At 72.2% G+C, this 19818-nt stretch carries 14 protein-coding genes; 2 read left to right on the top strand and 12 right to left on the bottom strand.

Going from position 1 to position 19818, the window contains the following annotated elements; all coding sequences use genetic code 11:
* Positions 1–84: 84 nt before the first annotated feature.
* From ACN9M0_RS26300 to ACN9M0_RS26280, 5 genes are all read right to left on the bottom strand, one after another.
* On the bottom strand, positions 85–279 hold the full coding sequence (locus ACN9M0_RS26300) for an acyl-CoA carboxylase subunit epsilon (protein ID WP_366035933.1): 195 nt from the start codon (positions 277–279) through the stop codon (positions 85–87).
* A gap of 14 nt (positions 280–293) precedes the next feature.
* A complete protein-coding gene (locus ACN9M0_RS26295) occupies positions 294–1877 on the bottom strand; it encodes an acyl-CoA carboxylase subunit beta (protein WP_366035934.1) in 1584 nt (527 codons plus the stop codon).
* A gap of 153 nt (positions 1878–2030) precedes the next feature.
* Positions 2031–4352, bottom strand: a complete 2322-nt coding sequence (locus ACN9M0_RS26290) for a polysaccharide lyase 8 family protein (protein ID WP_426405328.1) — start codon at positions 4350–4352, stop codon at positions 2031–2033.
* Between the two features lie 115 nt (positions 4353–4467).
* The gene (locus tag ACN9M0_RS26285; RefSeq protein ID WP_426404317.1) at positions 4468–8361 is read right to left on the bottom strand and encodes an endo-alpha-N-acetylgalactosaminidase family protein; all 3894 of its coding nucleotides are present in this window, start codon (positions 8359–8361) and stop codon (positions 4468–4470) included.
* A 129-nt stretch (positions 8362–8490) separates the two neighbouring features.
* Positions 8491–9000, bottom strand: coding sequence for a hypothetical protein (locus tag ACN9M0_RS26280; protein ID WP_366035936.1), 510 nt, complete (start codon positions 8998–9000; stop codon positions 8491–8493).
* A 261-nt stretch (positions 9001–9261) separates the two neighbouring features.
* Here ACN9M0_RS26280 and ACN9M0_RS26275 point away from each other — a divergent pair, with 261 nt between their 5' ends.
* The gene (locus tag ACN9M0_RS26275; protein WP_366035937.1) at positions 9262–9873 is read left to right on the top strand and encodes a YceI family protein; all 612 of its coding nucleotides are present in this window, start codon (positions 9262–9264) and stop codon (positions 9871–9873) included.
* A gap of 531 nt (positions 9874–10404) precedes the next feature.
* Here ACN9M0_RS26275 and ACN9M0_RS26270 read toward each other — a convergent pair.
* Together ACN9M0_RS26270 and ACN9M0_RS26265 are read right to left on the bottom strand one after the other, a co-directional pair.
* Positions 10405–11556 (bottom strand): serine hydrolase domain-containing protein, encoded by a 1152-nt coding sequence (locus ACN9M0_RS26270; protein ID WP_426404316.1) that lies wholly within the window; start codon positions 11554–11556, stop codon positions 10405–10407.
* A 31-nt stretch (positions 11557–11587) separates the two neighbouring features.
* The gene (locus ACN9M0_RS26265) at positions 11588–12037 is read right to left on the bottom strand and encodes a DUF4267 domain-containing protein (RefSeq protein ID WP_366035939.1); all 450 of its coding nucleotides are present in this window, start codon (positions 12035–12037) and stop codon (positions 11588–11590) included.
* 199 nt (positions 12038–12236) lie between these two features.
* On the opposite strand from ACN9M0_RS26265, the gene dnaN reads away from it, so the two are divergent.
* On the top strand, positions 12237–13340 hold the full coding sequence (gene dnaN, locus ACN9M0_RS26260) for a DNA polymerase III subunit beta (RefSeq protein ID WP_366035940.1): 1104 nt from the start codon (positions 12237–12239) through the stop codon (positions 13338–13340).
* Positions 13341–13357: 17 nt separating this feature from the next.
* On the opposite strand, the gene ACN9M0_RS26255 is transcribed toward dnaN, so the two are convergent.
* The 5 genes from ACN9M0_RS26255 to ACN9M0_RS26235 form a co-directional block, all read right to left on the bottom strand.
* Entirely contained in the window at positions 13358–14716 is a 1359-nt protein-coding gene (locus ACN9M0_RS26255; protein WP_366035941.1) for a hypothetical protein, read from the bottom strand.
* Between the two features lie 43 nt (positions 14717–14759).
* Positions 14760–16376 carry a citramalate synthase gene (gene cimA, locus ACN9M0_RS26250; protein WP_366035942.1) on the bottom strand — a complete coding sequence of 539 codons (1617 nt, stop codon included), beginning with the start codon at positions 16374–16376 and terminating at the stop codon, positions 14760–14762.
* A 282-nt stretch (positions 16377–16658) separates the two neighbouring features.
* Positions 16659–17978 carry an MFS transporter gene (locus ACN9M0_RS26245; RefSeq protein WP_426404315.1) on the bottom strand — a complete coding sequence of 440 codons (1320 nt, stop codon included), beginning with the start codon at positions 17976–17978 and terminating at the stop codon, positions 16659–16661.
* Between the two features lie 75 nt (positions 17979–18053).
* Positions 18054–18599 carry a TetR/AcrR family transcriptional regulator gene (locus ACN9M0_RS26240; RefSeq protein WP_366036134.1) on the bottom strand — a complete coding sequence of 182 codons (546 nt, stop codon included), beginning with the start codon at positions 18597–18599 and terminating at the stop codon, positions 18054–18056.
* Between the two features lie 196 nt (positions 18600–18795).
* A complete protein-coding gene (locus tag ACN9M0_RS26235; protein ID WP_426404314.1) occupies positions 18796–19812 on the bottom strand; it encodes an agmatine deiminase family protein in 1017 nt (338 codons plus the stop codon).
* Positions 19813–19818: the final 6 nt, after the last annotated feature.

The following is a 19818-nucleotide window of genomic DNA, read 5'->3' as shown; positions in this document are numbered from 1 at the left end:
CCTGGCGGGCGCGTTCGCTCCGGGGGCAGGTACCCCGAAAGGCCCCGCACCGATCGGTGCGGGGCCTTTCCGGTACGGCGGAGGTCAGCGCCAGCTGTGGGGCGCGCGGAAGCCGTGCTCGCGCTCCAGGCGGCGCCAGCCGGCCGTGGTGCGGCCGCGGTGGGCCTCCTCGGCGGGCTGGGAGGCGGCGCGGGCGAGCAGCACCGCCGTGATGGCGGCGAGCTCCTCGGGGTCGGCGTTGCCCTTCTCGACGCGGAGAAGGTTGGCAGGGGTTGTCACGTGGATGACTCCTCTTACTGAGGCGGGTTGCCGTGCTTGCGGGACGGCAGGTCGGCGTGCTTGGTGCGGAGCATCGCGAGGGACCTGATGAGCACCTGGCGGGTGTCGGCGGGGTCGATGACGTCGTCGACCAGGCCGCGCTCCGCCGCGTAGTACGGGTGCATCAGCTCGGCCTTGTACTCCTTGACCATGCGGGCCCGCATGGCCTCGGGGTCCTCGGCCTCCGCGATCTGCTTGCGGAAGATCACGTTGGCGGCGCCCTCGGCGCCCATGACCGCGATTTCGTTGGTGGGCCAGGCGTACGTCAGGTCGGCGCCGATGGACTGGGAGTCCATCACGATGTAGGCGCCGCCGTAGGCCTTGCGCAGGATCAGGGAGATCCGGGGCACGGTCGCGTTGCAGTACGCGTACAGCAGCTTCGCGCCGTGCCTGATGATTCCACCGTGCTCCTGGTCGACGCCGGGCAGGAAGCCGGGTACGTCCAGAAGGGTGATGATCGGGATGTTGAAGGCGTCGCACATCTGCACGAAGCGAGCGGCCTTCTCGGAGGCCTCGATGTCGAGCACGCCGGCCAGCGACTGGGGCTGGTTGGCGACGATGCCGACGACCTGGCCGTCGAGCCGGGCCAGGGCGCAGATGATGTTGCGGGCCCAGCGCTCGTGGATCTCCAGGAAGTCGCCGTCGTCGACGAGCTCCTCGATGACCTTGTGCATGTCGTACGGGCGGTTGCCGTCGGCGGGCACGAGGTCGAGCAGGACCTCGGAGCGGCGGTCGGCCGGGTCCTCGGAGGCGACGGTCGGGGGGTTCTCGCGGTTGTTCTGCGGGAGCATCGACAGGAGGTAGCGGACCTCGGCGATGCAGGTCTCCTCGTCGTCGTACGCGAAGTGCGCGACGCCGGAGGTCTCGGCGTGGACGTCGGCGCCGCCGAGGCCGTTCTGGGTGATCTCCTCGCCGGTCACCGCCTTGACGACGTCCGGGCCGGTGATGAACATCTGCGAGGTCTCGCGGACCATGAAGACGAAGTCGGTGAGGGCGGGGCTGTAGGCCGCGCCGCCGGCGCACGGGCCGAGCATCACCGAGATCTGCGGGATGACGCCGGAGGCCCTGGTGTTGCGCTGGAAGATGCCGCCGTAGCCGGCGAGGGCGGAGACGCCCTCCTGGATGCGGGCGCCGGCGCCGTCGTTCAGGGAGACCAGCGGGGCACCGGCCGCGATGGCCATGTCCATGATCTTGTGGATCTTGGTGGCGTGGGCCTCGCCGAGGGCGCCGCCGAAGATCCGGAAGTCGTGCGCGTAGACGAAGACCGTGCGGCCCTCGACCGTGCCCCAGCCGGTGACGACACCGTCGGTGTAGTGCTTCTTCGCCTCCAGGCCGAAGCCGACGGCGCGGTGGCGCCGCAGCTGCTCGACCTCGCTGAAGGAACCAGGGTCGAGCAGCAGCTCGATGCGCTCGCGCGCCGTCAGCTTGCCCTTCGCGTGCTGGGCCTCGGTGGCACGGTCACTCGGGCCACGGAGTGCCTGCTCGCGCAGGACGTGCAGCTCGGCCACTCGGCCACGGGCGTCAGCGGGCTCGCTCGGGATCTGGTCCACAACGGTCATGTGTCGACCCTACGAAGTCACACAAGAAAACCCTGCCGTCGACTCCGTACAGTCTCGCGTGTCGAATCCTGGTGGGGCTGGACAGAACCCTCACCCGTCCAGCCCGAGTCAACAGCCAGGTACCCCCCGTGTTTGTAGGGGTCCGACATAGACCTAGAGGAGAACCTCGCAACCATGGGTCGCACCCCCGGTACCGGGGGTGATCCGCAGCCGCAGCACGGGCCCGGTGGCGAGGACCTCAACCGAGGGGTCGTGGCGCACCACCCGGCGGACCGGACGGTTCCAGACCAGCTCCAGCGGCCGTCCCGTGCGGAGCGGCTCGGACACCCTCAGGTCGAGGACGGAAAGGCGGCGCCGGACGAGGACGCTCGCGGGCGCGGTGACGGTGAGGGGTCCCACCGTACCGGCCTGCCAGAGGTTCGCGGCGGTCAGTCCGAGAGACGGGACGGCGACCGCCTGCCGCTCGGCGGTGTTGTCGAGAACGTTCAGCCAGTCGGGGTCGGCGCCGCGGGCGGCGAGCGTACGCGGCGAGGCGCCCGGCATCAGGAGGTACGCGTACGAGGCGGCGACCGGGTCGGTGCCGTGGTCCAGCCAGAGGGTCTGGTAGCGGCGGGTCCGCCGCTCGGCGGAGCTGGTGGTGTTGATGTCGCTCCAGGCCCCGGTGCGGTCCTCGCGGAGGGTGCGGAGGTTCCCGGTCCCCTGGGGGAGGACCCAGCCGCCGTGACCCTCCAGGTGGGCCCAGCCGTCGCCGGTGGTGAGGGCCTGGGTGCCGCTCTCCCCCAGGAGGCGGTTGTCGACGACCGTCTCGACGGGCACGCCGTCGGTCGCGGTGATCCCGGCGCCCAGGCAGATGACCGCGTCCGCCGCGCAGAACCAGGACTTGCGGGCCTCCAGGGTGGAGCCGAGGCCCTTGAGGTGCTGGCCGACGGCCGCGTACTCGCCGTCGGTGGCCCCGCCGACCCAGTGGACGGCCGGCCGGGGCGCGCCCCACTCGCCGCCCGCCCGGTCGGCGAGGCGCTTGGTGGAGACGGTGGTGCCGGGGAGGCGGTACGGGTCGACGGTGGGCCAGAACCAGTCGGTGTACTGGTCGCCGAGGTCCGGGGTCCACCAGGAGAGCATCCCGGCGCCGGTGTGCCAGCCGCGCGGGTTCTCGCCGTTGCCGCACTCGTAGTACGTGATCCGGTTCGAGGCCATGGCGATGTTCGCGGCCCAGCCGGGGCGGCGGTGGACGGCCCGGTCCATGGCGGCGAAGAGCCGGTGCCCGGTGGGTTCGGGGGCGGCGGGGACGGGCGCGGCGGCCACGGCGTGCAGCCGGGCGAGGTCGGCGACGCCGAACTGGCGGGCGGCGAGGACCGGGGAGACGGTGTCGCGCTCGATCCAGCCCTTCACGCGCGCGTGCCACCGGTCCCGCTCGGCGGCGGACGCCCCGCCGGCGAGGAGGGCGATGGCCGCGATGACGCCCTGGGCGTGGAAGTGGTCGGAGCGCATGATCTGCCGGTCGTCGTTCTTGAGGTAGCCGCGGCTGACGGCGCGCCCGTTGACGCTGTCCATCATCAGGCCGTCGTAGATGAAGGGCGCGTAGGCCTTCTCGACGCTGTCGAGGACGATCTGCCGGTTCGGGTCGGTGACGGCCCAGCTGGAACCGGCGAGGAGGGAGAACAGCCGGCCGAGGCCGTCGAGCATGACCTGCCCGTACGTGCCGGAGTAGGCGACCCAGGTGTGCTGGACGAAGGAGCCGTCGGCGTAGAGGCCGTCGCCCTGGGTGACGTACGGGAAGACGGGCGAGAGGGCGTCGCGGGCGAGGGCGATCTTGGCGGGGTTCGCGCCGAGGACTCCGCGCAGGGTGACCGAGCGGCAGAGGTCGACGCGGTTGGCGCCGGTGGAGGTGCCGGAGTAGTTCGCGAGGATCGAGTCGGGCACGAAGTGGTCGACGGCGGCGCAGGCGGCGGCGATGCGGTCGGCGCCGAGGCGGGGGTGGAGCGCGGCCACGATGTCCATCAGCAGGCGGGGGCTGCCTATCTGCCACTCCCACCAGTTGCCGTAGCGCGGGGCGCCCGCCCTGTAGACGGTGGCGGAGAGGTGGTCGAGGCCGCGCAGCACGTCGCCGAGCAGGCTCTCGTCGCCGGTGAGGCCGGTGCCGGGCTGTACGTACGCCTGGGTCATGGTCCACAGGCGGCTGTAGCTCTGGGAGATGCCGGCCGGCGGGTCGAAGGGGGCGTCGGGCCAGAGCGAGGTGGGGGTGGCGGCCATGCCCGCGCGGAAGGCGCGCGCGAGCGTGCCCGTCTCGGCGAGGCGTCCGGCGTAGGGCTCGGCCCCGGCGTCGAAGCCGGAGCCGAGCTGGAGGTCGAGCCAGCGGAGCCGCAGGGTCTCGAACTCGTCGGCCGGGTCGGCCGCGTGGGCGGAGGGGGACAGCGCGAGGGCGGCCGCGGTGGCGGCCGTCGTGCTCAGGAAGGTGCGGCGGGACCAGAGGGGCAGGGACACGGGAGCCTCCCGGGGGAAGTGGTGGAGACCGGTCGGCGCCCGGTGTAACACCCTGTTTCCGACGCAATCAATGAGCACGACAGCACCTGGGGAAAGCGCTTACCGCCCGTCAGCTCCCGCAGTGGAAGCGGGCGCTGCCCCAGTCCGCGTGGTCGTTGCCGTTCCCGTCGCCGCCGTCGTCGACCACCAGGTCGACGTAGGAGGCGCCGGTGACGTCGGCGGTGAGCGGCCAGGCCGGGTCCGCGGCCTTGAGGACCGGGGACGTCACCTTCTCCGCGCCGTCCGCGAGGACGCTGAACCGGACGCTGCCCCGGGTGGTCTGGACGTCGTCCACCCCCACCTCGGCGGTGAGCGAGGTGCACCGGCCGCCGAGGTAGTAGCGGACCTTGGCGGGGGCGTGGGTGCCCAGGCCCTTGGCGTAGGCCACTCCCCCGATCCGCAGCGGGGAGCCGTCGCCGGTGCCCGTCTCGCCGTTGGAGAGGTCCCGCTCGACGGGTCCCCAGCCGTTGGTGGCCGAGGTCCAGTCGAGGTCGCTCGCCCAGCTGTCGGCGGAGGGCGGCGGGGGCAGGGTGCGGACGGTGGTGGCGGCGGTCAGCTTCCGCTCGCCTCCCCCGAGGCCGTACGCGACGGAGGCGCCCAGCGGGTACGGCTGGTACGCCGCGTCCACCGGCGGCGTCACCTGCCAGGTGGCGGTGGCCTCCGTGCCGGGCGCGACCGCGCCGAGGGCGACGGGGGCGGCCGGTTCGGCGGTCCAGCCCTCGGGGAGGGTGAGGACGGCCTGGGCGCCGGTGACCTCGGTGGCCTCGTCGTTGCCGAAGGTGGCCGTGACCTGGTTCGGGCGGCCGGGCTCCAGGGTCTCGGGCGCGGTGACCGTGAGGGTGCCGCAGGCGGCGCGCTCGGCGGCCGGGCCGAGGTCGGTGACGGTGAAGCCGTCCAGGACGAAGTCGGCGCCCTCCGGGGCGTCATCGCGCTTGCGCAGGCCGGTCCAGGTGTCGCCGCAGCCGGCGGTGACGGTCTCGGCGAAGTGCCCGGTGCTCGTCCCCCAGCTACCGCTGGGAGGTGCCCCCAGCTGCCCGATCGGGGTGCGCCGGGTCTCGACGGCCGGTCCGTTGCCGTTCGTACGGTCGTAGCCGGTGACCCACTCGTACGCGCCCGCGTGGCTGGACTGGTAGTCGTACTCCACGCGGTAGCTGTGTCCGTCCGTCATCGGGACGGTCCAGGGCGCGGTCCGGTAGACGAGTCCGCTGTTCTCGTCGTGCGACTTGAGGCTCTCGGCGCCGCCGATGACGTCGTCGATCAGCTTTCCGTTCCAGCCGGCCTGGGTGTACGGGGCGTGCAGCTGCGCGATGTGGGTGCGGGGGTCGGTCGTGCCGCCGGCGTCACCCTTGAGGAAGGGGCCCCAGCCCTGGTCGACGGCCTCGAAGTCCTCGTACACCGCGGTCCCGGCCTTGGCGGCGGGGGCGTTGGCGACGATCCGTACGTCGTCGACGCGGACGGTCGCCGGGCTGCCGCTCGCGGCCTGGATCCGCAGCGGGGCGGAGCCGTCGGCGGGGGCGGTGAAGGTGACCTTGGCGCGCTGGAAGCGGGTGCCGTTCCAGTCGGAGGCGGCTACCCGGTCCTCCAGGGAGGAGCGTTCGACGGTGACGGAGGCGCCGCCGGCGGAGAGGGTGGTCCGGCGCGTCTTCCCGGGCTCGACCTCGATCAGGGCGGAGGCGGTGTACCGCTTGCCGGGGGTGAGGCCGGTGATCTGCTGGCTGACCGAGGCGGTGGCGGTGCCGCTGAGCCTGGCGCTGTTGCGGCCCTGGCCGTCGGTGTCACGGGCGACGGTGCCCGCCTTGGTCCAGCCGCCGAGCTTCGCGTCGTTGAAGCCGGGGTCCTTCACCGGGGTGCCCTGGCCCCACTGCGGGGCGGTCTGCGCGGGGGCGCTGTCGGGGTAGAGGACGTAGGGCTGTCCGGCGGCGGCGTCGAGGGTGATCCGCCCGCCGGAGGGGCGCACGGTGGCGGTCTTCACGCGCCCGTTGTCGGTGAGCTTGTACACGGTGTACGCGCGCGTGCCGTCGGGGACGGCCCAGCTGGTGGTCCCGCCGCCCTTGTTGTAGTGGTAGAGCTTCTTGCCGCCGTCCCAGGGGAGCAGGTAGCTCTCGCCGTCGAGGACCTTGCGGCCGTTCTCGTAGAAGGTGCGGCGGCCGTTCTCGACGGTGCCGCGGACGCCGCCGGTGAAGGTGATGTCGTCGCCGTTCCAGCGGGTGATCTTCTGCTGCTGGAGGTACTTGGCGGGGAGGTTCCGCTGCCAGATGTTGGCGGAGAAGGCGTTCCAGTCGGTCTCGCCGGTCCAGCCCTCGAAGTCGACGAGTGCGGTCTGGCCGAGGACGGGATGGTTGTTCCAGACGTCCTTCTCGCCGTTGCGGATGAACCGGACGATCTGCGAGTTGAGGCCCTTGTTGGTGGCGCCCCCGTAGTCGAGGTCGTTGGCCCAGTGGGACCAGAGGGAGGCCCGCTCGAACTTCTCGGACCACTCGGTGGCGACGTTCCAGCCCTGCGCCTGGACGGCCTGCATCGTCTTGTCGGCGATCCAGCCGTGCGTGTAGTAGACGTCGATGTACAGCATCGACAGGTTGGGGTCGGTCTCGTCGCGGAGCTGCTGGAAGCGGCGGGCGAGGTCACCGCTGGTGATGTCCCGGCGCTGGTCGATGTAGTAGCTCTGGTTGAGCCAGTTCCAGCCGGGCTTCGTCTTGTCGACGAGGGTCTCGCTGAAGTTCTTCGCCTCGGGGTACGACTCGGTGGCGTTCACGTGGACGCCGAAGCCCGCGCCCCACTTCTTGCCCTCGCGGAGGAGGGTGTTGAGGTCGGCGAGGCCGCCGGCCCGCTTGTTGTAGTTGCCGCCGTAGTCGGGGTGGGCGGAGTCGTGGCCCTCGGAGCCGTACCCCTTGAGCAGCGCGAACTGGCCGAGTCCGTCCGTGGAGAGCGAGATCCGCTTGACGTCGTCGAGGGTGCGCAGGAAGGGGTGGGTGGCCTGGGAGGCGAAGTTGAACGGGATGTGGGCGACGACCCTGCGGGGCGTCTGGTCGCTGCCGGGGGCCTTGATCCCGATCGTGCGGAAGGCGACGGCGCCGTCCTGCCAGTCGGTGGTGCCGTCGGCGTTGGCGTCGGGGGTGACGACGACCTTCGCCCAGGGCAGGTTGTCGCCGCTCTCGGGCTGCGGGGCGCCGGCGCCGCGGTAGGTCCACTGGCCGGACCAGACGCCGACGCGGGTCTCCGTGCCGCTCCTGCGGGCCTGGTGCCAGAAGCGGGCGCCGTCGCGGGCGGAGGCTCCGGAGGGCTTGTCGTAGCTGGAGTTGGACTCGACGGCGGCGGCGAGCTGTCCGGTGTTGACGATCGCGTAGCTCGCGCCGACCGGGTTCGCCTCGGCGGCGGTGGTGTCGGTGACCTTCGCGAAGACGTCGGCGGTACGGGTGGAGTCCGGGTCGAGCCGGGTGAAGGCGGTGGCGGCGCCGGTGTCCGAGGAGCCGACGGAGACGAGGTCGTGGCCGGGGACGTCGATCGTGCCGACGCGGAAGGCCTCGGTGTCGCGGACGGCGGTCACCTTGAAGGTGGTGGTCCGGCCGTCGACGCCGAGCCGGGCGTCGATCTCGACGCCGGGCAGGTCGGGGAAGACGAGGGTGTACGCGGCGGAGGTGGCGGTGAGGACGGGGGCGCCCTTGGCCTGGACGGCGTGGGCGGTGCCGTTGAGCACCACCTGCGTGACCGGGGCCGTACTCCCGAGGAGACGGGCGCCGCTCGCGCGGTCGGTGTACGAGAGGACGCGGGGGAAGTCCTCGGCGACGGCGACGGCGAGCTGGTCGGAGCCGATCTCGGCGGCTGCGGTGTCGGTGGCGGCGGCGGTAGCGGTGGTGGTGGCCGTGGTGCCGTCCGCCAGGGCGGGCCCGGAGAGGGCGAACACGGTGGCCGACGCGGCGGCGAGCGCGCAGACCGTGCGGACTCTGGAGGAGAGGGGGAGGGACATGCGGACCAGTCAGCCGCGCCCCGGCGGCACCGTCAACGAGATCGAGCCGCGCGGGCCCCTCCAGTCCAAGAACCCCCTTCGGTTAGTCCAAGTGACCGCCGAAGGGGGCTTCTTGGGCCCGGCGGTCGGTCAGCAGCCGCCGCAGTTGTAGAAGGTCACGTCCCAGTGGCTGCCCTCGTCGGCGTAGACGTTGCCCGCGCCGGACTTCCACTGCGGGGCTCCGTCGCCGCGCAGCCCGATGTAGGTGAACGTGTTCTTGATGTAGCTGCCGACGCAGGTGTACTTGCTGAAGTCGAGCTTGTAGCCGTTCCAGTGCGAGTACGTGCCGCTCGCGTGGCCGACCTCGGTGCCGCCGGTGATGTTGAGGGCGCAGCCGCTGGCGCTCTTGAGGGTCTGGGCGCCCTGGGCGGTGGCGAGGTTGAGCTGCTCGAAGGACGTGCAGGTGGAGTTGTAGCGGTCGGAGCAGTTGCCGGACGAGGACCAGGTGATCCCGGAGGCCCGGAACATCGAGGTCGCGGTGGCGTGGCTGATCTTGGTGACCGCGTGGGCGTCGGTGGCGGTGGTGAGGGCGCCGAAGCCGGGCGCGAAGAGTGCGCCGAGGACGAGGGCGACTGCGGTGAGGACGGAGCGGAGCTTCACGGGGGGATCCTCCTGCTGGTGACCGTGACGGATGGGGACGGCTGTGCAGGTGGTGCTCGTCGCGCAGGGAGATGGTGCCGTAGTTCTACGCGCGTCCGCCAGAGGGCGGGCGCGCGTAGTTCTACGCGCGTCCGCAAGAGGGTGTCGATGCCGACGTGACGCCGTCCGAATGAACCCCTTCCCCAGATGTTGAATGTTGAACGGAATAGGGTTACAGTCATTCTCGTTGAAGGTTCAACAAACACCGACAAGGAGCACGTCATGGGTATCTTCGGCCGCAAGAACACCGAGTCCGCCGTCGCCACCGCCACCCTGCCGGTCGACCCGGCCCTGGCCGCCCTCACCGGCGACTACTCCATCGACCCGGCGCACAGCAGCATCGGCTTCACCGTCCGTCACGCGATGGTCACCAACGTCCGCGGCACCTTCGCCGAGCACGAGGGCGCGCTGAAGCTCGACGGTTCGAACCCGGGCGCCTCCACCGCCTCCATCGACATCAAGATCGCCTCCATCGACACCGGCATCGGCGACCGCGACGGTCACCTGCGGAGCGGCGACTTCTTCGACGCCGAGCAGTTCCCGCTGATGAGCTTCCGCTCCACGAGCGCCGAGCAGCTGGGCGGCGACAAGTACCGGATCACCGGCGACCTGACCATCAAGGACGTCACCAAGCCGCTCGCCATCGACCTGGAGTTCAACGGCACCGCGACGGACGTCTACGGCAACGAGCGCGTCGGCTTCGAGGGCTCCGCCGAGATCCTCCGCTCCGCGTGGGGCCTGACCTGGAACGCGGCCCTGGAGACCGGCGGCGTCATGGTCAGCGACAAGGTCAAGCTGAACTTCGACATCTCCGCGATCAAGAACGCCGCCTGATCCCTCCGCCGGCACCCTGAACACACGAGCGCGCCCGCCCTCCGCGACAGCGGAAGGCGGGCGCTCGGCGTTGCGTGACGCCCCGGGCGTCAGCCGTGCTTCTCGGCGGCGGCACGGAAGCGAGGGCGGTCCTCGCTGCCCCGGTGAGGTCGCCCACTGCTCGCCCCTCGGCTTCGTCTTCCCCTTCAGCGGGTCGGCCCCGGTGAGGACGCGGTACTCCCCAACCCGTTCGGGTCCTTCGACGACCCGGTCCGGGACAGCCCCGCCCTGCCCGGACCCGGCCATCGCGGTGGAACCGGCCCCCGACCGCCCCGCCGGGGGCTCCCCCTCGAACGAGAGCGCCCTCGCGACCCCGAGGGCGACGATCCCCGCGACCACGCCGAGGACGATCCTCTGCCGATGGCCTCGCCCTGGGCGAAGGCCTCGGAGGAGGGGTCCACGGCAGGGGTGATCATGACGAGGATCGTCGGGGCGCCGCAGGCCCGCGCCGCGGTTACGGTCCCGCATCGCCCGGCGGCACGATCGCGCAGGTCAGACGGCCTTCGCCGCTGCCTCGACGACCGCCGGGACCAGGCGGTCGTTCTCCGGGGCGCCCGGGCCGGACATGAAGCCGAAGCGGCGGCGGGTGTAGCTGTACGCGAGGCCCGTGGCCGGGTCGGCGAAGGACTGGGATCCGGGGGCGCCGCTGTGGCCGATCGCCGTGTCGCTGAGGGACGGATGGCGGGTGGCGAGCGGGACGAAGCCGAGGCCGAAGGCGTTCTCCTCGCCCGTGACGAGGTCGGTGCCTCGGGAGTGGATCCGGGCGAACTCGGCCAGGGTGTCGGGGGTGAGCAGCGGGGGCCGGCCGTCGAGCTCGCCGGCGATCGCCGCGTACATCCGGGAGAGGCCGCGGGCGGTGCCGATGCCGCCGCCGGAGAGCGGCGCCTCGGCCCGTACGGCCCGCGCGTTGGCGTAGGCGACGATGTCGAGCGGCGGATCGGCGTGCAGGTCGAACGCGACGGCCAGCAGACTGTCGGGGGCGATCGGGTTCTCGGCGAGCAGGGCCTGCTGGGCGGGGGTGGGCAGCATCGGCAGGGCCGTACGGAAGCGCGGTTCGAGCTCCTCGGGCAGGCCGAGGTAGTAGTCGAGGGCGTACGGGGCGCGGACCCGCTCCTCGAAGAGTTCCCGGGCCGTCCGGCCGGTGGCCCGCAGCACCACCTCGCCGACCAGGGCGCCGATGACCAGGGCGTGGTAGCCGTGGCCGGTGTCCGGCTCCCAGAAGGGGCGCTGGCCGGCGAGCCGCGCGGCGATCGCCCGGTCGTCCGCCAGCTCGTCGAGGGTGAAGCCGCCGTCCGTGCCGATCACCCCGGAGCGGTGGGCGAGCAGCTGCCGCAGGGTGATCTCCTCCTTGCCCTCGGCGGCGAACTCGGGCCACCAGGAGGCGACTTCGCGGTCCAGGTCGAGGACGCCGTCCTGGACGAGGAGGGCGGCGACCAGGGCCATGGCGCCCTTGGAGGACGAGTAGAGCCCGAGCAGGGAGTCGCCGTCGACGCCGTCACCACCCCAGAGGTCGACGACGAGTCTGCCCCGGTGGTGGACGGCGAGCTGGGCGCCGCCGTCGCGTGCCTCGTCCGCGACGATCCCCGCGAACACCTTGCGTACGGACTCGAATCCGGGCTCCACAGTGCCGTGGACGTCGGTCATGGTCGCTCCCCCGTGGGTGTCGTCGTCGCGGTCAGACAGCAGAACGATCAAGAGCGCGAATCCCTTCCCGCTCACCGGAGTTCGCTCCGGTTCCACTCCCGGACGAGCTCGCGAAGAGGAGTCCGGCGGCGAGGAGGACGGCGGCGCAGGTGGCGGCGTGGACGCCGAGCGCGACGGCGTACGGGCCGCCGTGGGCGATGACGGTGAGCGCGTCCACGAAGGGGGCGATCGCCAGACACAGCATGACCCAGGCCAGCGAGCGGCGCCGGCCGAGCGCGAGGAGGGTGAGCACGACCGCGCCGTTGGCGAGGTCGCGGCCCGCCTTGACCGTGAAGTATCCGGCGGCGTCGCCCTCGGGCCAGGAGGGGAGGCCGAAGCCGGAAGCGGCGGTCTCGGGGTCGAGCAGGAACCGGGTGCCGAACGAGAGGCAGAAGAGTCCGAGCAGGGCGGTCAGGACGGTGGCGAGGCGGTGGGTCTTCATGGGTCCCCCAGAGTGTTGATCCGGCATCGATCCAGCGCGAGTTAGCATCGCTAGTACCTGTGCCAACGCTAGACCTGGCGCAGCCCTCGTGTCTAGCAGCGCTAGCAACCGAGCGCGCCCGTGCACCGACAGGGCCGCCGAACGCGCCTGAAACCGCTGGTCAACGCCTTTGTCAGTGGCGGCCGCTAGCGTCGTCGGCATGGAATTCCGCATCGACAGCGCCGTGTTGACCGAAGCCGTGGCCTGGGCCGCGCGCGTCCTCCCGGCCCGCTCCCCCATGCCCGTCCTCGGCGGTCTGCTCCTGGAGGCGGCGGACGGAAGACTGCGCGTCTCGGGCCTCGACCACGAGGCCTCGGCCCGCGTCGAGGTCGAGGCCGACACCGCCGTCGAGGGCCGGGCGCTGGTCCTCGGCCGGCGTCTGCTCGACATCTGCAAGGTCCTCCCGAGGGGCGGCACCGAGCTGGCCGTGGAGGGCGCCCGCCTCTCGGTGACCTCGGGCGGCGCCCGCTTCGGCCTCTCCCTGCTGCCGCTCGACGACTACCCGGCCGCGCCGGCACTGCCCGAGGTGCGCGGCCTGGTGGACGGGGACGCCTTCGCCGCGGCGGTCGGCCAGGTCGCCGTGGCCGCGGGCCGTGACGACTCGCTGCCCGTCCTCACCGGGATACGGCTCGCCCTGGACGGCGCCACCATGACGCTGGCCGCCACCGACCGCTACCGGTACGCGGTCCGCACCCTGAAGTGGAAGCCGGAGGCCGACGCCCCCGCGGAGGGCGCCGACGTGGTCGTCCCGGCCCGCCGGCTCACGGAGATCGCCCGCTCCCTCGCGGGCGCCGGCCCGGCCCGGCTCGCCCTCGACGGCGGCTCGATCGGCTTCGAGAGCGCCGGCATGCGCACCACCACCCGGCTGCTCGACGGCCGGCTCCCCCGCCACGACAAGCTGTTCGCCCTCGGGGAGCACGCGCTCGCGGTGACCGAGCGGGCCCCGCTGACCGAGGCCGTCAAGCGGGTCGCGGTCGTCGCGGAGGGCGACAGCCCGGTCCAGCTGGCCTTCTCCCCCACCGGCCTGCATCTCCAGGCGGGCTACGAGGACGACGTGGCCTCCCAGCACCTCCCCGGCACGCTCACGGGACCGGACTCCCTGACGGTCGCCTTCAATCCGGGCTACCTCCTGGACGCGCTGGGCTCCCTGGACGCCCCCGAGGTCCGCTTCCACCTCCTGGGACCCGGCCAGCGCGCCCTGCTCACCAACGGCCCGGACGCGACCCACCGCCATCTGCTGATGTCGGTGAAGCCGCTGGTCTGACCCGCCCGGAAAGGGGGCTAGAACCCGCCGCCGCCGTCGAACCCGCCGCCCCCTCCGAAGTCGCCGCCGCCGAAGCCGCCACCGTCCCCGCCGCCGAAGTCGCTCGAACCGAAGCCGGACGAGTCGAAGTCGGCGCCGGAGAAGTCACCGCCCTGGAAGTCGCCGCCGCCGTACTCGGAGGCGTAGGCCGGGGTGGAGAGCATGGAGCCGAGCATGGTGCCCACGAGGAGGCCGGGGAGCATGCCGCCGCCGAAGTAGCCGCCGGCCCAGGGGCCGTAGGCGGGGCCCGCCTCCCAGTAGGGGCGGCGGCCGGTGTCGGTGTCGACGGTGCGGGCCACGGGGTCGAGGCCGTCGTCGACGCGGGCCGCGTCGGCGGCGCAGACGGGGACCTGACGGGGGGCGCCGCCGGCCGGGGTCCAGGTGCGGTCATCGGCGGCGGGGCCGTGGCGCGGGTCGAAGAAGCAGGGCGGTCGGCGCTCCGGCAGCGGGCGGGACTCCCGGCGGGCGGCCAGGACGGCGAGGGAGAAGCGGCCGTCCTCCAGGGCCTGGGTGACCTCGCGGACCTCGTGCGGGCGGGTGACCGCGCCCATGCGGGACTTGGCCGTGTCGTACGAGTCGAGGGCGCGCTCGTAGTCGCCGCGCATGGCGTCGTCGGCGCCGGCCTCGGCGGGGTGGAAGTCGAGGCGTTCGAGTTCCTCGCCGAAGGCGGTGATGTCCTCGTCGACGACGACCCGGAGCCGGTCGAGGGCGGCGCGCTCCTCGGCCTCCTTGCGGAGCCGGTTGCGGCGGACGACCGCGTAGGCGCCCGCGCCGCCGGCGACGACGACCGCGCCGAGGGTCACGAGCCCGGCGACGGGGACGCCGGAGTCGGTGCCGACGGAGCCCCAGGAGGCGGGGGCGGAGCCGCGCAGGGTGGGCAGGGCCTGGTCGACGAAGTTGTTGAGCTCGGTGACGGCGTCGGCGCCGGGCTGGCGGACGGAGGTGACGAGGTTCCGTACGGCCTGCTCGGACATCACCCGGGGGTCGGCGCCCGCGTTGAAGCCGTCGCCGAGGCGGATGGCGTAGAGGCCGGTGATGCCGGTCTGGGTGCGCAGGTTCCGCAGCAGGTTCTCGGGCGGGAACTGCGCGTTCGCGGGGAGCACCGCCACGAAGAGCGGCTTGTCCGCGTCTTTGATCTTCTGCGCGAGGGCGTTCGCGTCGGCCGTGGAGAGTTGTCCGGCGGCGCCGGGATCGACGTACACCGGCCCCTGCTTCAGGGCGGCTGCCGCGTCGGGAACGCCCGTGGCCCTGGCGCTCGCGAGGGGCGCCAGGACCAGCAGCAGGAGCAGCGTCAGCCCGCCGAGCGCCGACCATACGGATATCGCCCTGGTCCTCATGGTTCGACGCTACCCGAATCGAACCAAACGGGATATAGAGGAACTATTCGGCGGGGTCGATCCCGGCGCGCAGGAGGCCGTACGTGAAGGCGTCCTCCAGGGCCTGCCAGGACGCGGCGATGACGTTCTCGCCGACGCCGACCGTGGCCCACTCGCCGTTGCCGTCGCTGGTGGTGACCAGGACCCGGGTCGTGGACTCGGTGCCGTGGCGGCCCTCCAGGATGCGGACCTTGTAGTCGACCAGCTCGAACTTCGCGAGCTGGGGGTAGATCCGCTCCAGGGCCACCCGCATCGCCCGGTCGAGGGCGTTGACCGGGCCGTTGCCCTCGGCGGTGGCGACGATCCGCTCGCCCTTGGCCCAGAGCTTCACGGTCGCCTCGTTGGCGTGGGTGCCGTCGGGGCGGTCCTCGACGATCGCGCGCCAGGACTCCGTACGGAAGTAGCGGCGGGCCCGGCCCTCGGCCTCCTCGCGGAGCAGCAGCTCGAAGGAGGCGTCGGCGGCCTCGTACGTGTAGCCCTTGAGCTCGCGCTCCTTGACCCGCTCGACGACGCGGCCGACGAGCTCGCGGTCGCCGCCCAGGTCGACGCCGAGCTCCTTGCCCTTGAGCTCGATGGAGGCGCGGCCGGCCATGTCGGAGACGAGCATCCGCATGGTGTTGCCGACCAGCTCGGGGTCGATGTGCTGGTAGAGGTCGGGGTCCACCTTGATCGCGGAGGCGTGCAGTCCGGCCTTGTGGGCGAAGGCGGAGACGCCGACGTACGGCTGGTGGGTGGAGGGGGTGAGGTTGACGACCTCGGCGATGGCGTGCGAGATCCGGGTCATCTCGGCGAGCGCGCCCTCGGGGAGGACCTTCTTGCCGTACTTGAGCTCCAGGGCCGCGACGACGGGGAAGAGGTTGGCGTTGCCGACCCGCTCGCCGTAGCCGTTGGCGGTGCACTGGACGTGGGTGGCGCCCGCGTCGACGGCGGCGAGGGTGTTGGCGACGGCGCAGCCGGTGTCGTCCTGGGCGTGGATGCCGAGGCGGGCGCCGGTGTCGGCGAGGACGGTGGCGACGACGGCCTGGATCTGGGCGGGGAGCATGCCGCCGTTGGTGTCGCAGAGGATGACGACGTCGGCGCCGGCCTCGCGCGCGGCGCGGACGACGGCCTTGGCGTAGTCCGGGTTCGCCTTGTAGCCGTCGAAGAAGTGCTCGCAGTCGACGAAGACCCGGCGCCCCTGGGAGGTCAGGTAGGCGACGGTGTCGCGGACCATCTCCAGGTTCTCGTCGAGCGTGGTGCGGAGGGCGAGCTCGACGTGCCGGTCGTGCGACTTGGCGACCAGGGTGATCACCGGGGCGCCGGAGTCGAGGAGCGCCTTGACCTGGGGGTCCTCGGCCGCGCGGCCCCCCGCCCTGCGGGTGGCGCCGAAGGCGACGAGCTGCGCGTTCTTGAACGCGATCTCCTGCGTCGCGCGGGCGAAGAACTCCGTGTCGCGCGGGTTGGCGCCGGGCCAGCCGCCCTCGATGAAGCCGACGCCGAACTCGTCGAGGTGCCGGGCGATGGTCAGCTTGTCCGCGACGGTGAGGTTGATGCCTTCACGCTGCGCCCCGTCGCGCAGCGTCGTGTCGAAGACATGGAAACTGTCGTCGAGGCGCGAGCCCTCGGCGTTCTCCGTGGTCATGGCTGTGATGGCTCCTGTCGGATGTGGCTCCGGAAGGTATGGATCCACTTGCCCCCATTCTCACGCGCTGTCCGCTTCCGGCGTGGGTGGGGCCGGAAAACGAAAAAACCCCTCGCGGGTGCGAGAGGTCTGCGCGCGGGTCTGGGGCACGGTGTCCGCCTGCGTGGGGATCGTTCCACGCCTCAGCGGCCACTGCGGACCGGCGCGCTGCTGCCGGTAATCATCGTGGTAGCAAGCACGCCGGAAGTCTGACACAGGTCCCGGACCGCCGGGACGGCGGTCTCACGATACGGGCAGTTGATCTCGCGGCCGCTCGGACTGGGCGGCGCCGACGCGACCCAGGTCGATGTCCCGGGTCTCCCGCATCGCGAGGTAGACGACCAGGGAGACGGCCGCGCAGCCCGCCACGTACCAGTAGAAGCCCGACTCGACGCCGGCGTCCTTGAACCACAGCGCCACGTACTCGGCGGTGCCGCCGAAGAGGGCGTTGGCGATCGCGTACGGCAGGGCGACGCCGAGGGCGCGGATGCCGGTCGGGAAGAGCTCGGCCTTCACGCAGGCGTTGATCGAGGTGTAGCCGGTGACGACGACCAACGCGAGGAGGGAGAGGCCGAGCGCCGGCCAGAAGGAGCCGGCGTGCTTGAGCATCGTCAGGATCGGGACGGTGAGGACGGTGGAGCCGACCGCGAAGGTGATGAGGAGCGGCCGGCGCCCGATCCGGTCGGAGAGCCGCCCGGCGAGCGGCTGCAGGCAGGCGAAGACGATCAGGGCGCAGAAGGAGACCAGGGTGGCGGTCTGCTTGGGCAGTCCGGCGGAGTTGGACAGGTACTTGGTGAGGTAGGTGGTGTACGTGTAGTAGGCCACGGTCCCGCCCATGGTGAGCGCGATGACGAGGAAGGCCTCCCGCTTGTGCGCCCACAGGGCCTTGAGGGTGCCCTGCTGTCCCCGCGCGACCCCGGAGTCGGCGGTCTCCGCGTACACCTCGGTCTCCAGCATGGTGCGGCGCAGGTAGAAGACGACGGCCGCACCGAGGGCGCCGACGACGAAGGGGATGCGCCAGCCCCAGGCGTGCAGGGCGTCGGCGGACAGGGTGTGCTGGAGGACGAGCAGCAGGCCGAGGCCGAGGATCTGTCCCGCGGTCATCGACACGTACTGGAAGCTGGAGGCGAAGCCTCGGTGCTGCGGCGCGGAGGCCTCGGTGAGGTAGGTGGCGCTGGCCGCGTACTCGCCGCCGACGGAGAGACCCTGGAGGAGGCGGGCGACGAGGAGGACGGCGGCGCCGCCGTAGCCGGCGACGGAGTACGTCGGGGCGACGGCGATCAGCACCGCGGAGGCGGACATCAGCGTCACGGTGAGGGTGAGCGCCGCCTTGCGGCCCTTCCGGTCGCCGACCCGGCCGAGGAGCCAGCCGCCGACGGGCCGCATGAAGAAGCCGACGGCGAAGATGCCGGCGGTGTTCATGAGCTTGGCGGTGTCGTTGCCCTCGGGGAAGAAGGCCCCCGCGAAGTAGGTGGCGAAGCTCGCGTACACGAACCAGTCGAACCACTCGACCATGTTGCCCGCGGAGCCGACCCAGATCTTCTTCCAGTGCTCTCGTCCCATGGGCAGGAACCGTGCCGGAGGGGGCGCGGCACCGACAAGGGTGCAGCGCGCAACGATCGGGAGTACTTACGTGCGTTACGTTCGCGCGATCAGGGTTTCGGAGACGAACTCCCGCACGTGACCGAGGACTTGCTCCCGCCCCGTACCCGGCAGACCGACGGCGACGTGCACGCTGAAGCCGTCGAGCAGGGCCCTCAGGCGGGTGGCGAAGCGGTCCGGGTCGACCGCCCGGAACTCGCCGCGCGAGACTCCCTCGGCGAGGATCGCGACGAGGTCCCGGTGCCAGGCCCCCTCGATGGCGGCCTGCCGGGCACGGGCGTCGTCGTCGGCGTTCTGGGACCGGTTCCAGACCTCCAGCCAGAGCGTCCAGTGCGGGTCCCGGGGCCCGTCGGGCACGTAGACGTCGATGTACCCGTCGAGCCGGTCGCGCACCGCCCCGGGCCGGGACAGCAGCGCGCTCCGCTCGGCCCCGAGCCGGCCCTCGCTCCACTCCAGGGTCTGCAGCAGCAGCTCGTCCTTGGTGCGGAAGTAGTAGAGGAGGTGCCCGCTGCTCATCCCCACCTGCCGCCCGAGCCCGGCCATGGTGAGCCCGTCGAGCCCGCGCTCGGCGATGGTGTCCATGGCCGCGGCGAGCACGTCCTCACGGGGCGGTGCGGCCTGGTTGCGGCGACGGGGGTGGGGGGTGGGCGGATTGCTGCTCTGACTCACTCGTACGTTCTACAGGATGCGGCCGTCGGGCAGCGGGGTCGCCGTCGGGGTGCGGGACCGGCACGGCCGCACGCCCTCTCCCGGCGTGCGGCCATGACCAGCGGTTTTCTCAGACTTTCGGCTGCTGCTGCGTGATGCAGTGGATGCCGCCGCCGCCCGCGAAGATCGTGCGGGCGTCGACCAGGACGACCTCGCGCTCCGGGAAGAGGCGGCGGAAGATCTCGGCCGCGAGTTCGTCGTGGGGGTCGTCGAAGGCGCACAGGACGACGCCGCCGTTGCACAGGTAGTGGTTGATGTACGAGTAGTCGACCCAGTCGCCCTCCTCGTCCTTGAGGACGGTCGGGGCCGGTATCTCGACGACCTCCAGGGGGCGGCCCTGGGCGTCGGTCTGGCCGCGCAGGATGTTCACGTACATCCGGGAGCGCTCGTAGTCGGGGTGGGCCGGGTCCTGCTGGCTGTGGACGAGGACCGTGCCGGGGCGGGCGAAGGCGGCGACGATGTCGACGTGGCCCTGGGTGCCGTAGATGCCGTAGTCGCCGGCGAGGCCGTGCGGGAGCCAGACGGCCTTCGTCGTGCCGAGCTTGGCGTGGATCTCCTGCTCGACCTGCTCGCGGGTCCACTCGGGGTTGCGGCCGGAGCCGAGCTGGACGGTGTCGGTCAGCAGGACCGTGCCCTCGCCGTCGACGTGGATCGCGCCGCCCTCGTTCACCAGCGGAGACGGCAGTACGGGGACTCCCGCCACGTCCGCGACATGGCGGGCGATCTTGGAGTCGTGCTCCCAGCGGGCCCAGTCCTGGGCTCCCCAGCCGTTGAACACCCAGTCCACGGCGGCGAGTTCGGTGCCGTCGGTGACGAAGGTCGGGCCGATGTCGCGCATCCAGGCGTCGTCGAGCTCGCGCTCGACGAGGTCGATCTCCGGGCCGAGGAGCGCGGCGGCCGACTCGGCGTCGCCGGGTGCGACGACCATCGTCACGGGCTCGAAGCGGCGGACGGCGCGGGCCACCGACGCCCAGGCGGTGCGCGCCTCGGCGAGTTCCTCCTCGTTCGTGAAGGTGGGGTTGGGGCTGGGCCAGGCCATCCAGGTGCGCTCGTGCGGCATCCACTCGGCGGGCATGCGGAAGGTCATGAGTCA

It is taken from the genome of Streptomyces sp. R-07, from assembly GCF_049913175.1.
In the GTDB taxonomy this organism is placed as follows: Bacteria; Actinomycetota; Actinomycetes; order Streptomycetales; family Streptomycetaceae; genus Streptomyces.
Note: the sequence above shows the minus strand (reverse complement) of the source record. Positions and strands in the feature narration are given on the sequence as shown.